The following is a 14,658-nucleotide window of genomic DNA, read 5'->3' as shown; positions in this document are numbered from 1 at the left end:
ATTCATTAATAGACGCTTTTATAATCAGACCCTATTAGACGTTAGCCTAAACAGGGCTTTTTTAAGACCTTTTGCTAATTAGCCAACTGGACTGACCTGCCTTTATTCAACAGCTAATACTCAAAATTCTGCGCTAAAATACACACAGCAAACTTTACCTTTACGTAAACTTTCTATATCGTGCGCATATTGCTGCTAACTGAGTGTTATTAAATGAATATCCGACCAACGCCCCAAACCACTTATTCCATCAGTGACCTGTCACGGGAATTTGATATTACGACTCGGAGCATCCGGTTTTATGAAGATCAGGGGCTGTTGAAACCTAAACGCCGCGGTCAGACTCGTATTTACAGTCTGAAAGATAAAGTACGGCTGAAGTTGATTTTGCGCGGTAAACGCTTGGGATTTTCGCTGGCAGAAACCCGTCGCTTATTTGAATTATACGATGCCGATAAAAGCAGTGTGTCACAGCTCAGCACCATGCTGGAGCTTATTGAAGAGAAAAAGACCTCGCTGCAGCAACAGATGGATGACATCAAAATTGTGCTGATGGAACTGATGTCAGCAGAAAGTCAATGTCGCCAAGCATTAGCAGAAATCGCTACCGAAAAAACCGGTTAATCACGCCGCTGCGATCATCTGCAGATTGTTGCGGTCTTCAGCGTCGTTACAGGAGCCAACCATGATACCCAGTTATTCAGGACTTGACTTCGGACTTGGAGAAGATATCGACATGTTGCGGCAGACCGTTGCCGCATTCGCCGCGGCTCAGATTACCCCTCTCGCAGCACAAATCGACCAAGACAATCAATTTCCTACAGCACTATGGCCACAATTAGGTCAAATGGGGTTGTTGGGTATTACTGTCAGCGAAACTTTGGGGGGTGCCGGCATGGGCTATCTGGCGCATGTGGTGGCAATGGAAGAAATCTCTCGCGCCTCCGCCTCTGTCGGACTGTCTTACGGTGCGCATTCTAATCTGTGTGTAAATCAGATATTCCGTAACGGTACGGCAGCACAGAAAGACCGATATCTGCCCCAACTGGTCAGTGGTGAACATATCGGCGCCTTAGCGATGAGCGAACCCAATGCGGGTTCCGATGTGGTATCCATGAAGCTGCATGCCCGTAAACAGGGCGATCATTATCTACTGAATGGCAACAAAATGTGGATCACTAATGGTCCCGACGCCGATGTGTTTGTGGTTTACGCCAAAACTGAACCCCAACTGGGAGCCAAAGGCATTACCGCGTTTATTGTTGAACGAGACTTTCCCGGATTCGCAACCGCGCAAAAATTAGACAAATTGGGAATGCGTGGCTCTAGTACCTGCGAACTGGTATTCACTGATTGTGAAGTGCCAGAAGCCAACATTCTCGGGCAGTTAAATCAGGGGACCAAAGTGCTGATGAGCGGCCTTGACTATGAGCGCGTGGTACTGGCGGGCGGACCATTAGGCATTATGACAGCCTGCCTCGATCTGACACTGCCCTACACAACTGAGCGACAACAGTTTGGCAAGGCAATTGGTGAGTTCCAACTGGTGCAGGCCAAACTGGCCGATATGTACACCGAAATGAATGCTGCCAAAGCTTATGTTTATGCCGTAGCAAAAGCCTGCGATCAGGGGCGAGCCAGTCGCAAAGATGCGGCGGGTGCGATTCTTTACAGTGCCGAAAGGGCAACTCGCGCGGCGCTGGATACCATCCAACTGCTGGGGGGAAATGGCTATATCAATGACTATCCGGCCGGACGCTTACTGCGCGACGCCAAACTGTATGAGATAGGCGCTGGCACCTCGGAAATTCGCCGAATGCTCATCGGTCGTGAACTGTTCAGTGAATGTCACTGAGCCGCCATCTAATCAATAGCGGAGCCAACCACCATGACCCGCATCATCAGCCAGATCAATCCCAGTGATGACGCTTTTATCAGCCGTCAGCAGTCGATGCAGCAGTTAGTGGATGATCTCAAACAGAAACTCACAGTGATTGCTCAGGGCGGCGGTGAACAAGCCATGCAGCGCCACTGTAGCAAAGGCAAACTAGCCCCCAGAGAACGGCTGGCGCAATTGCTGGATGCTGACGCTCCATTCCTTGAAATCGGCCAGTTTGCCGCATATGAGGTTTATGATGAAGTCGTGCCAGCCGCTGGTGTGATTGCGGGTATCGGCCGTGTCAGTGGTTGCGAGTGTATGCTCATCGTCAATGATGCCACCGTTAAAGGCGGCAGCTACTACCCGTTAACGGTTAAGAAGCACTTACGCGCCCAGGCCATTGCTGAGCGTTGTCGCCTGCCTTGCATCTATCTGGTTGACTCCGGTGGCGCGAATCTGCCGCTGCAAGATGAAGTGTTTCCTGATCGCGAGCATTTTGGCCGGATCTTTTTCAACCAGGCGCGCATGTCAGCTAAAGGCATTCCACAGATTGCCGTGGTAATGGGATTATGCACTGCAGGTGGGGCTTACGTCCCGGCGATGGCCGATGAATCGATTATTGTGGCTAATCAGGGCACCATCTTCCTGGCTGGACCGCCACTGGTAAAGGCTGCCACAGGTGAAGTGGTGTCGGCGGAAGAACTGGGCGGCGGTGACGTTCACACCCGCTTATCCGGTGTAGCCGACCATCTGGCTCAAAACGATGCCCATGCATTGCAATTGGCGCGGCAGGCCGTGTCACGCTTGAATCGTCGAGCCCCTAACTTGACACCACAATCTGCAGCCATGCCGCCACTATACGACTGTCAGGAACTCTATGGCATTGTCGGTACTGATCTGAAGAAACCCTATGACGTTCGCGAAGTGATTGCCCGGCTGGTCGATGGCTCAGATTTTGACGAGTTCAAAGCCAATTACGGCAGCACACTGGTATGCGGTTTTGCCAACCTGCATGGCTACACCGTAGGTATCATCGCCAACAACGGCATCCTATTTTCCGAGTCGGCACAGAAAGGGGCACATTTCATTGAGTTATGTTGTCAACGACAGATCCCGCTACTGTTTTTACAAAACATTACCGGCTTTATGGTTGGTAAAAAATATGAACAGGAAGGCATCGCCAAACATGGCGCCAAAATGGTAATGGCTGTTGCTTGCGCCAATGTGCCGAAGTTTACCGTCATTATTGGCGGCAGCTATGGTGCCGGCAATTATGGCATGTGTGGCCGCGCTTATGACCCTACCATGATGTGGATCTGGCCCAATGCCCGTATTTCGGTGATGGGCGGCGAACAAGCGGCCAATGTGTTGGCGACGGTCAAACGCGATAGTCTGGAGCGCCAGGGGCAAACCTGGTCACAAGCTGACGAAGCCGATTTTAAAGCCCCCATCGTCGATAAGTATGAACGTGAAGGTAATCCTTATCATGCCAGTGCTCGCTTATGGGACGACGGCATTATCGATCCAGCGCAAACCCGCGACGTTATCGGACTGGCGCTTGCAGCGGCTGCCAATGCGCCAATCGAGCCCTGTCAATTTGGCGTATTTCGCATGTAGGAGAACATTATGCAGCACATTCTACTTAAGCGGGATGCACACGGTGTCTGTCATCTCATCCTCAATCGCGCAGATGCCGCCAACGCCTTTGATGAACAGCTAATCGCCGAATTAATCACTCAGTTAAATCAGCTCGCTATCGACCCGAGTTGCCGAATTCTGCTGCTGCGAGGCCAAGGCAAGCACTTCAGCGCCGGAGCCGATCTGCACTGGATGCAGCGTCAGGCAAAAATGGATGAGCAAGCCAATATCGCCGATGCCCGTCAGTTAGCAACGCTAATGCAAACGCTGGACAGTTTTCCCAAACCAACCGTGGCGTTAGTACAAGGCGCTGCCTTTGGTGGCGCGTTAGGGCTTATCTGCTGTTGTGATATTGCGATTGCCAGCAGCGATGCCCGCTTCTGTCTAAGCGAAGTCAGGTTGGGACTTATTCCGGCGGTGATCTCGCCCTACGTCAATCGCAGTATTGGGATGCGGCAACTGCGGCGATACGCACTCACTGCTGAATTGATCGATGCCGTCACCGCCTTACAGTTAGGATTAATACATCAATTAAGCGATGACCTGGAGAATTCGGCGCAGCAAATGATCAGTGCGTTACTGCAAGGCGGCCCCGCAGCTCAGCAGCAATGTAAAACCTTGCTGGCACAAATTGAAACTGCACCATTTGATGAAGCACTCACTCACCTTACCGCCCAAGCGATCGCTGAAGCCAGAGCAGATAAAGAAGCGACTGAGGGCATCGATGCGTTTTTTGCTAAGCGGCAGCCAAGTTGGCAACCAAGTAGCACATCCCCAGTGCAGGAGTCTGAGCATGACTGAAGCCAGCATTCGCAAGTTATTGATTGCCAATCGCGGCGAGATTGCCTGCCGGATCATACGAACCTGTCAGCGACTGGGGATTAGCACAGTGGCTATCCATTCAGCCGTTGACCGCCAGGCTTTGCATGTCCGCGCGGCCGATGAAGCGGTAGCACTGAAAGGCAGTTCGCCATTGGCACCCTATCTGGATATTGAGGCGATTATTGCCGCGGCCAAGCGCTGTGGCGCCGATGCGATCCATCCGGGCTATGGTTTTCTCTCGGAAAATGCAGACTTTGCCAATGCGTGTACCAAACATGGACTGATTTTTGTTGGCCCGCCAGCCAGTGCCATTGAAGCGATGGGCAATAAAAGTGCCGCCAAAACGATTATGACCGAAGCGGGGGTGCCGTTAGTGCCGGGTTATCACGGTCCGGAGCAATCTGCCAGTTTTCTGCAACAGCAGGCACCCATGATCGGTTTCCCATTGCTAATTAAAGCTGCATTTGGCGGTGGTGGTAAGGGAATGCGGGTGGTGGAAACCGCTGAGGATTTTGCTGCTGCACTAGCAGCGGCAAAGCGTGAGGCCAACGCCGCATTTACCGATGATACCGTACTGTTGGAGCGTTACCTGACGCAGCCGCGTCACATTGAAGTACAAGTATTTGCCGATCAGCAGGGGAACTGCATCTATCTGGGCGATCGCGATTGCTCATTGCAACGTCGTCATCAGAAAGTCATTGAAGAAGCGCCAGCCCCCGGTCTCAGTGATGAACTCAGGCAACAAATGGGGCAAGCTGCGGTGGCAGCAGCAAAGGCTATCGGCTATTACGGTGCGGGCACTATTGAATTTCTACTGGGCAACGACCAGCAGTTCTACTTCATGGAAATGAATACCCGCTTGCAGGTAGAACATCCGGTGACAGAACTGATCACTGGTCAGGATCTGGTGGCCTGGCAGCTAACCGTCGCTGTTGGTGAGCCATTGCCGTTGACGCAGCAGCAAGTCTCAATCAATGGATGTGCTGTGGAAGCCCGAATTTATGCCGAAAATCCCAGCCATAACTTTCTGCCAGCCTGCGGCCCCCTGCTGTATCTGGCAGAACCAGTGGCGGAACATCTGCGGCTGGATACCGGGGTGCACCAAGGTGATGTGATTACCCCCTTTTACGATCCGATGATCGCTAAGTTAATCATCTGGCACCCACAGCGCCGTGAAGCCTTACGCCAACTGACACAGGCATTGCACCAGTATCAGATAGCAGGGCTTCAACATAACATTGCGTTTCTGGCCGCCTTGACCTCACATCCCGCATTTATCAATGAAAACTTCAGTACCCACTTTATTGAACAGCATCTCGATGAATTGCTGCAGCAAGCCACTACACCGGCGCCGACAGCTGAAGTACTGGCTGCGGTAGCGATGGTGAAGCTGCTGGCGTTTAAACCACAAGATCGGTTTAACAACGGCTCGCCATGGCAGCAGCTAGCAGGGTTTCGACTGAATGCCGCGGCGGAATGGCACTTCCAGCTGCGGTATGCCGCAACCTCGACCAGTTTCCAATTGCAGGTGCAGCAACAAGCTATTGGTGAGTATTCACTGACAATCAATTGCACGTCAGCCGCTGATTCCGCTCAAACATCCGTGTTAGTGAGTGGTGAATTAACCACCGCACAGCAACTCAAGCTGACGTTCAATGGCATGAGTCAACACTGGCATTTCTGTCAGCATCAACAGACGCTTTTTTTGCTGCGTGAAGGTCACGTTTGGCAGTTTGAGAGTGGACCGCAGCGTTACGATATTGGCCGCGACAATGCCGATACCTCGCTGCAAGCCCCGATGAATGGCACCATCGTGACGTTGTTAGCACAGCCTGGCAATTTTGTCCGCAAAGGCAGCGGACTACTGGTACTGGAAGCAATGAAAATGGAGTACCAGATCAATGCGCCAGCAGATGGCACTGTTGACCGCTTTTTGTGTCATGCCGGAGAACTGGTAAAGGACGGGGCATTGTTAGTCCAGTTCACTGTCAAGGAGTCGGTCTGATGTATCCATCATCCATCAGTATCTATGAAGTCGGTCCACGCGACGGTCTGCAGAATGAGCGCCCAGTGGCAATGAGTGACAAAGTGCAATTGATTAATCACTTAGCCAAGGCGGGGCTCAAGCGAATTGAGGCAGGCAGCTTTGTGTCTGCCAAATGGGTGCCACAAATGGCCGACTCGGCAGCAGTGCTGGGACAGATAACCCGCCATGCCGGTGTGAGATACTCAGCACTGACACCAAACCTTGCCGGATTTGAGGCCGCACTAGCCGCCGGTGTCGATGAAGTGGCAGTGTTTACCGCTGCCTCTGAAAGTTTCTGCCAGCGCAATATCAACTGCAGTATTCAAGAATCAATCGCGCGTTTTGCCCCATTAATGAAACAGGCCAAGCTTGTCGGCATACCAGTGCGAGGTTACGTGTCCTGCGTACTGGGTTGCCCTTACGAAGGCTACATTGCACCAACACAAGTCGCCGCGGTGGCACAGGAATTACTGCAACTTGGAGTTTACGAAATCTCCCTCGGCGACACCATTGGTGTCGGCACCCCACTGAAAGCCAGAAACATGCTCGATACCGTTGCCAGCAAGGTGCCAGTAGCGCAATTAGCGCTGCATTTTCATGACACTTATGGACAGGCGCTGGCCAATATTCTCGCGTGTCTTGATGCCGGGATTACGACGCTTGATGCCGCAGTGGCGGGTCTTGGGGGTTGCCCCTACGCCAGAGGTGCCTCTGGCAATCTGGCGACAGAGGATCTGGTGTATATGCTGCACGGTTTAGGCATACAAACCGGCGTGGACTTACCGAATCTGGCTCGCGCGGGGGCACAGATCAGTCAGATACTCAAGCGTAATAATGGTAGTAAGGTCGGTCAGGTGTTAGCCACCGAACAGTGATAGCCAGCACAGGAGAACATGCCATGGCGGGTCTCAATAAAGTCGTTCACAGTTATTCCGAAGCGCTGTCAGGGCTTGAAAACCATATGACGGTGATGGTGGGTGGTTTTGGCTTATGCGGCATTCCGGAGGGGCTGATCAGCGAGATGGTCAGACGGCAGGTGACCGGGCTAACCGCTATTTCCAACAATGCAGGTGTTGATGATTTTGGCTTAGGTCTGTTACTGCGGGGGCATCAGATCACCACCATGATCGCCTCTTATGTGGGAGAGAATGCGTTATTTGAACAGCAGATGCTGAGTGGGGAACTCAACGTCATACTCACCCCACAAGGTTCTCTGGCAGAGAAAATCCGCGCAGGTGGGGCAGGTATTCCGGCATTTTTTACGGCGACTGGCTATGGTACGCCAGTGGCCGAAGGCAAAGAAACCCGCGAAATCGGTGGTCGCCATTATGTCCTTGAACCGGCGCTGACGGCAGATTTTGCCTTAGTCCGCGCCTGGAAAGCTGACACCATGGGCAATCTTATCTACCGCCATACCGCGGCCAATTTCAACCCGGTGATGGCCACTGCGGGCAGAATCACCGTGGCTGAAGTGGAAGAGATTGTCGAAGCGGGTGCACTCGACCCGGATCATATTCACACCCCCGGCATCTATGTTGAACGGGTGATCCAAGGCAGTTTCGAAAAACGCATTGAAAAACGTACCGTCAAAAGCAGTCACGTTTGAAGGAGAACAGCATGGCACTATCCAGAGAACAGATGGCAATGCGGGTCGCCCGCGAACTGCATGATGGCGACTATGTGAATCTGGGGATTGGCATCCCTACCTTAGTGGCTAACTATATTCCAGCAGACATTCAAGTGATGCTGCAGTCAGAAAATGGTTTGCTGGGGATGGGTGAATTCCCAGAGGAAACAGCAGTTGATGCCGACCTGATTAATGCGGGCAAGCAAACGGTTACCGCAGTTAAAGGCGCCTCGTTTTTCTCCAGCGCCGACAGCTTTGCGATGATCCGCGGAGGCCATATCGATCTCACGGTACTGGGCGCATTTGAGGTGGACGTCAGCGGTTCTATTGCCTCCTGGATGATCCCCGGCAAATTAGTCAAGGGAATGGGGGGTGCTATGGATCTGGTTGCCGGCGCGCGGCATATCATTGTCACCATGATGCATGCAGACAAAGCGGGCAACTCAAAACTACTGCCACAATGTACTTTACCGTTAACCGGCGTCGGCTGTATTCACACAGTACTGACCGATTTGGCACTGTTACAGATCTATGACGGTGCTTTTCACCTAAAAGAATTGGCTCCCGGCGTGACTATAGATGAAATAAAAGCCAAAACCGCTGGCAAACTGGTGATTCCGCAGCAAGTGCCAACAATGGAGTTTTCACCCAGAGTATTCCGGTGATGAGCGACAGTAGCTATCTGAAGCATTGCTTCAGATAGCGTCGGCAAAACTTAGCCACGCGAACTGGCATCTGCATCTATTTGAATAGCGTGGTTTAGGATTTACAACAAAAAGGCACCGCTTGAGATGCCTATTTACACGATGATCATGCTACTCAGTTGGCGCTCGTGACCGTACTACTGATAGTGAAGCTGGTAACTACAGAACCTGCAGTATAATTGGCCGGGTCAACATACATCCCATTAAATAATTCGTCGTAACTGCGCAGCGTACCACCGCGGTAAACAGTATAACTGGAACCGGTTGCCAACGCTGGACTGGAAATCAGTACCGCCGAAGCGGAATTAGGCATCTGGTACGCAAACACCGCATTCCCAGATGCATCCGTTACCACTAAGTTTCCTGAATTTATATTACTAAGGGCCACGGTATTCTGTGTTGTCACAGAACGGGTAACACTGCTATTGCGTCCGCCAATACCTACAATTAAGCCACCGGTAATTTTGAACGTATTGTTGTCACAATCCAGCCCCCCGTCTGCCCCGCCAGCACCATCAGCAACAACAACACCGCCCGTGACCGTTAACGTACCATTAGAGTCGATAGCATCATTCTGACTCGCTGAAGCATAAATGTACCCATCATTAATAACCAGAGCATTACCGGCATTCAGCGCGTCATCCGTGGTCTGAACACTTAAATTTCCACCATTAATCGTAAGAGTCGATTTGGCTTCAATACCCTCGGGAGACAATGAGTCATCCGCTGTTTCAAACGGGGTACCAGTAGTGACAATGGTAATATCACCACCGTTAATGGTGACTCGTGGATCAGGATCATCATCCGTCGTTGTCGTTTCTGAATCTTCGGCAACCTTCCAAGCAGCGGTTATGGCCTTGTCATAGCTTTCAATGTTAATGGTGCCATCGTTGATAACAATAAAACCATAACCACCGTTATCATTCTCTTTTCCCTCAACTTTTATCCCTTTCCCGGCGCCATCTTCGGTCACAATATTCAGTACACCACCATCCATCACAAAGGCATTGTTAGTACGAATACCATCTTTATTTTCTGAAGTTATCTCGATAGTGCCGCTAGCAATACGCACATGTTTATCACTACATATGGCATGTTTTTTGGTCGCAGTGATGTCAAGTTGGCCGGTGCCATTAAAAATTAATGGCCCTTCACTGAAAAATGTGGCCTTTAGATCCATATCACTACCATCAGGTAACGTGCGATCACTCCAAGTGCTGCTGTCAGTTAATATATTGGTGGTATCCTCCAACAGCGAAACAAATGCGCGTTCATCACTTTGAATATTGATAGCGGGCCCGTCGCTACTATCAATTTCAACACCAGCAAGAGTTAGCTTAAATTCACTATTGCTATAAAACGTTACAGTCTTTTCATAACTGCCATACAAGGCATAATTGATCAGCATCTCATCATCATTGGTAGCATTTACGGTAAGACCATCACTACCTGCAACGATGGAAATAATTGTAGTACCGTCATAAGTCACGGGGATAACCCCATCAGACGCCGTACCGATCACCAATTCATTACTCTCACTTTCTGCTGAGATTCCGTCAGTACTGAGATAGATATTAATGGTATTAAAGTTCAATTCTGAACTATCATCCGCAGCGTTTTGCCCCGTAGTAAGGTTCCAACTTTCAGTCACAATTGTGCTGCTATCAGCGGTATCAGTCGTATTGGAGCCATTATCTGATGCATCTGATGTTTGCGAACTATCGCTGCTAACAACAGTGGCATCATCGTTTCCACCACAACCACCCAGTAATATTGAAAATCCAATTAAAGATATAACCACCAGTATATTCGGGAGTTTTTTCATACGTTGCTCTTCAATAAATAAATTTAAAAATGACTGCAAACTGGAGAGATAACGCGGTATAACATCGATATGATAAAATTATCTCTTATTAATGAATTCTATTGATGTTCTCATTAAACAACTGTCGTGATAATGACGAGATACTGTAAAAAATTTTAAAAATAGTTATATTCAACCATATTATTGGCTTTTCTGACTTTTTAAATAAATCAATTGATTTATCAAAAATATTGAAATGGAATTCCGATTTATCAATTGCCCCCCCCTTTCTGAATTTTGAAGGTAATAACAATATGAAAATATCTACAAATATTACTTTTGGCCCATTAGCCCTAAAACCACTTTGTGTACAACAAGCTGATGCGTTTTTAGTTCACATCAACGACAACCGCGATGTTTATGAGGATGTGATTCCGTTTGTCAGTCGCACCCATGACTTGAGAGACATGCAAGCTGTCATCAGTGGCAACCTTGACCGTCAGTCGCAAGGCCTAGGGCATTATTATACGCTCTGGGATGGGGACACCATGGCCGGATATCTACTGGTACGAGAAATCAATCACGACGCTAACTGGGCAGAGATAGGTTATATGCTCGGTACAAAGTGGCAGCGTCGGGGGATTACGACCATGGCTTGTCACTGGCTGATTGAGCAATTGCTTGCTTCAGGGATTGATAAAATCGCCTTGTGTTGTAATGACGATAATCTCGGCAGTATGGCCGTTGCCGAAAAGCTGGGGTTCAAACTAGAAGGTAATCTGCGCCAGTATTTTATCGTTAATGGTAAACGCCGCAATATGTGCTGTTATGGATTACTCAAGGAAGAATGGGCCCATCGCTCTGCGTGTTAATCTCAAATATTTCATGGTTCTATACAGGTCATACAATAGGCTGACACTTCATTACATCGGCTTACAGGCGTCCCTCTTATAATCCTGAAAAACATGTTGTTATAAGGATTTTCAATGACTTTTTACAGCAACACCTGTCGAGTTTCAGGTGTTTTGTTGCTTGTAATGCCACTGCTCTTAGGCGGTTGCAGTAGTACTGGCCACAATCATAAAAGCAATTGCGGGGGAACGCAGAAAGGCATGTCCACTGGTGGTCATGGCGGCGGCCCAGCCGGAGGACCTGGCGGCATCGGCGGTGGTCCCGGCGGAGACATGGGGGGCGGCCCTGGAGGTGGCATGGGCGGCGGTCCTGGCGGTAAGGGCAGAATGCCTCCAGGCGGTGCCGGTAATTGCGATATCACAGAGGGTGAAATGGATAAGAATGCGCTGCCAGCGCAGCAACATTCTAAATATTTCAAAGATCTGAATGATCGTACGGCAGATATCAACGCATATGCTGATGCCTTAAAGGAAAAAGGATTACTGCCTGGATATCAGGGCGAATATCACCACTATCTGGCATTGACCCGAGGTGAACTGGCAGCAATGCTCTACGCTTTTTATCGTTACCCGAATAGCAGTGCCGCTTATGATGATGTAAAACCTGATATTTTCTACTATCAGGCAACCTTGCACGGCCGAGCAGCCAAAGTCTTCAAAGATACGTTTTCCTTCAACCCTGACACTCAGGTGACGCGTCAGGACGTTGCCTTGTGGATGTATAAAAGTGAATTACTTGCCGGTATGCCGACCGACAGTATTTCAGAAGATCTTTCTTCTGTAAGCGATGCAGCCAACATTACATTGGGGTACGAAAAAGCGGTCGCGACCATGCTAAAACTTGGTGTGATGCGCACAGATTATGATGGCAACTTTAATCCCCAAGAGGCGTTCAGTCGGGCGGAGTTTGCCCCCATATTTTACCGATTAGTGACCCGCAATGAGGCGCCAACTGATTTCAAAGGCCGACCACCGCGTCCGGATGGTTCAAGAGTTCGTGACGGCCATCAACCAGATCAATTTGGGGAACCCCCGAAAGACTTGCCATCGCCAGAGTTAAATAATGGATTTGCGCCGATGCCTGAACGTCCGGTGGATCATGGTGGTTATGCCAATACCCTAACCGCTGATGTGAATCACAGTAGCTATCGTTCAAGTGCAGATAATCAGAACGCGCTTCGGGTGACGGGTAAGGTTCATCCCACGCTCACCGATATCACCGTATTCAAAACTGCGGGTAAACCTGTCACAGAAGACGCCGCAAATTTTTATGGGGCTAATGCAGCCGTCTTAGCCCTGAATGGTGCCGATGTCACCTTGGTTCGAGGTAATATTCAAAGCAAAGCCAGTGGCGGCAATGGTATATTTGCCTATGGCACCTCCACGAAAATTCACGTCAACAACACCTATATCCGTACCACCAGCGACAATGCCGGTGGCGTCATGGTTGCTGGTGGTGCCGAAGTATATGTACAAGGCGCAGATATTGACACTCAAGGTCGCGCTTCTGCCGCTTTGAGAAGTGATCGCGGCGGCGGCAAATTAACCGTAAATGGCGGTCAGTACATGGCACAGGGAGAAGGCTCTCCTGCGATATATAGCACTGCCGATATCATTGTGAATGATGCCAAATTGACAGCAACGACCTCAGAAGCGGTTGTTGTAGAAGGTAGCAACAGTGTGCAACTAAATGGCAGTGTTGTGAGTGGCAACATGCAGCGCAAAGGTGCTCAGAATCTACAGAATGTTATGTTGTACCAAAGCATGTCAGGTGATGCACAACAAGGCACTGGCCGCTTTACCATGACAGGTGGTGCATTGACCGCCAACAATGGCGACATGTTTTATGTGACCAATACCCATGCAAAAGTCACCCTGCAACAAGTCATGCTCAACCTTGCTAACAGCGTACTACTGAAAGTAGCGGGTAACGATGCGCGCAATGGTTGGGGACACTTAGGTAAAAATGGCGGCCACTGCGAGTTTACCGCAATTGATCAGCAGCTTGAGGGCAAGATCCTGGTGGATAATAGTTCCAGTCTGCAACTCTCTCTGGAGGGTAACTCAATGTTAACAGGCAGTATTAATGCTGATGGCACCAATGCTGAAGTGGCAATGATATTAAGCCCTACCAGCCACTGGCAATTGACTGCCGATAGTTATCTGAGCAACTTCAAAGGCAATTTAGCCAATGTGGATGCTCATGGCTTTAAGCTGTATGTGAACGGGGAACAACTAAAATAAGTGAGTGCCAATTAGTTAAACCCGCCACTTGGCGGGTTTAACTTCGGAGATTGCCGCAACCTTACGAAGGGAAAACATGTCGCCACAGATGGGAAAAAGGCAGCACTAATAACAGTGCCGGTAAAAAATTCACCACGGAAAAATTCATGATTTTCGCAATCCGCAATCCTATCGCTAACATAATGATGCCACCTACGGCGGAAAAATCAGCGTAGGCTATCGCATCCATATATGGCTGAATCGGTTTTGCCAACAGAAACAACGACGCCTGCACACCAAACTGCACGATTGCGATCATCACGACTCCGGGACCTAGCGCTATCGCAAATATCATGGCGGTCACTAAATCCATCATTGATTTAACCAATAACAGTTTATAGTCGCCATTAAGCCCTTCGGTGATGGCACCAATCACCCCTAACCCGCTGGCACCAAACAGCACAATCAATGCTGTGAACTGTTGAGAAAACTCAGTTTTTCCTAATCCCCGCGGCATGGGCAGAAAACGATTAATTTTTTGCTGAATAATGGCGGCGACTTTGGTGACTCCCGCCTCGAAATAAAATAATTCGCCAATAGCCGTTCCTAAAATCAGCGACATCACTACCACAGGCATGTTGTGCCCTTTGATGATCATCGAAGTCCCAATGGCCACTGAAGCCAGCGCAAAAGTGGCGGGTAACCCATGCTGCAGTCGTTTTGGAATAAACTTACAAAGCGATGCACCCAATAAGCCACCCACAATAATGGCACAACTGTTAATCATGGGACCAATCATCATAATGCGAACACTCCGAGAATAACGCACCACCGTTACCAGACGGCTGACAACACTGGCTTAGCACACCAGAAGAGGCGAGAGCTGATAAAGAGGAATTTAAGATAGAAGACAGGCTGGGCTTTCACTAAAGGCTTGCAGCAGTAGGATGATAGAAAATCTCAGCCCCTAATACTGCCTACCCACTCAACTGCAAAAATTCAGCAGCAAAGCCATGCTGACTCA

General features: G+C 49.7%; 12 protein-coding genes. 10 read left to right on the top strand and 2 right to left on the bottom strand.

The features are described from left to right. Positions 1 to 213 precede the first annotated feature (213 nt). The 8 genes from PY479_RS01370 (at position 214) to PY479_RS01335 (ending at position 8,657) form a co-directional block, all read left to right on the top strand. The gene (locus PY479_RS01370) at positions 214 to 624 is read left to right on the top strand and encodes a MerR family DNA-binding transcriptional regulator (protein WP_212595814.1); all 411 of its coding nucleotides are present in this window, start codon (positions 214 to 216) and stop codon (positions 622 to 624) included. A gap of 61 nt (positions 625 to 685) precedes the next feature. Next, positions 686 to 1,855: an isovaleryl-CoA dehydrogenase gene (locus tag PY479_RS01365; RefSeq protein WP_275482617.1), complete on the top strand. Its 1,170-nt coding sequence runs from the start codon at positions 686 to 688 to the stop codon at positions 1,853 to 1,855. A gap of 33 nt (positions 1,856 to 1,888) precedes the next feature. Further along, positions 1,889 to 3,496, top strand: coding sequence for a carboxyl transferase domain-containing protein (locus PY479_RS01360; protein WP_275482616.1), 1,608 nt, complete (start codon positions 1,889 to 1,891; stop codon positions 3,494 to 3,496). A gap of 9 nt (positions 3,497 to 3,505) precedes the next feature. Then, the gene (locus PY479_RS01355; RefSeq protein WP_275482615.1) at positions 3,506 to 4,318 is read left to right on the top strand and encodes an enoyl-CoA hydratase-related protein; all 813 of its coding nucleotides are present in this window, start codon (positions 3,506 to 3,508) and stop codon (positions 4,316 to 4,318) included. Further along, positions 4,311 to 6,344, top strand: a complete 2,034-nt coding sequence (locus PY479_RS01350; protein WP_275482614.1) for an acetyl-CoA carboxylase biotin carboxylase subunit — start codon at positions 4,311 to 4,313, stop codon at positions 6,342 to 6,344. The genes PY479_RS01355 and PY479_RS01350 overlap by 8 nt, the downstream gene beginning before the upstream one ends. Beyond that, positions 6,344 to 7,240, top strand: coding sequence for a hydroxymethylglutaryl-CoA lyase (locus tag PY479_RS01345; protein WP_275482612.1), 897 nt, complete (start codon positions 6,344 to 6,346; stop codon positions 7,238 to 7,240). Before PY479_RS01350 ends, PY479_RS01345 begins: the two co-directional genes overlap by 1 nt. Positions 7,241 to 7,263: 23 nt before the next feature. Then, a complete protein-coding gene (locus tag PY479_RS01340) occupies positions 7,264 to 7,971 on the top strand; it encodes a CoA transferase subunit A (protein ID WP_275482611.1) in 708 nt (235 codons plus the stop codon). Between the two features lie 11 nt (positions 7,972 to 7,982). Beyond that, the gene (locus PY479_RS01335) at positions 7,983 to 8,657 is read left to right on the top strand and encodes a CoA transferase subunit B (protein WP_212595807.1); all 675 of its coding nucleotides are present in this window, start codon (positions 7,983 to 7,985) and stop codon (positions 8,655 to 8,657) included. A 154-nt stretch (positions 8,658 to 8,811) separates the two neighbouring features. Here PY479_RS01335 and PY479_RS01330 read toward each other — a convergent pair whose 3' ends face one another. Continuing rightward, on the bottom strand, positions 8,812 to 10,521 hold the full coding sequence (locus PY479_RS01330) for a carbohydrate-binding domain-containing protein (protein WP_275482610.1): 1,710 nt from the start codon (positions 10,519 to 10,521) through the stop codon (positions 8,812 to 8,814). 293 nt (positions 10,522 to 10,814) lie between these two features. On the opposite strand from PY479_RS01330, the gene PY479_RS01325 reads away from it, so the two are divergent. Both PY479_RS01325 and PY479_RS01320 read left to right on the top strand, forming a co-directional pair. Next, positions 10,815 to 11,372 (top strand): GNAT family protein, encoded by a 558-nt coding sequence (locus PY479_RS01325; RefSeq protein ID WP_212595805.1) that lies wholly within the window; start codon positions 10,815 to 10,817, stop codon positions 11,370 to 11,372. A 165-nt stretch (positions 11,373 to 11,537) separates the two neighbouring features. After that, positions 11,538 to 13,655 carry an S-layer homology domain-containing protein gene (locus PY479_RS01320; RefSeq protein ID WP_275482609.1) on the top strand — a complete coding sequence of 706 codons (2,118 nt, stop codon included), beginning with the start codon at positions 11,538 to 11,540 and terminating at the stop codon, positions 13,653 to 13,655. Positions 13,656 to 13,716: 61 nt separating this feature from the next. On the opposite strand, the gene PY479_RS01315 is transcribed toward PY479_RS01320, so the two are convergent. Continuing rightward, on the bottom strand, positions 13,717 to 14,436 hold the full coding sequence (locus PY479_RS01315) for a DUF554 domain-containing protein (RefSeq protein ID WP_275482608.1): 720 nt from the start codon (positions 14,434 to 14,436) through the stop codon (positions 13,717 to 13,719). Between the last annotated feature and the right edge of the window lie 222 nt (positions 14,437 to 14,658).

Origin of the sequence: Shewanella sp. A32, from assembly GCF_029167175.1 — a bacterium.
GTDB lineage: Bacteria > Pseudomonadota > Gammaproteobacteria > Enterobacterales > Shewanellaceae > Shewanella > Shewanella yunxiaonensis.
The sequence above is the reverse complement of the archived record's forward strand: the minus strand, read 5'-3'. Positions and strand labels throughout refer to the sequence as shown.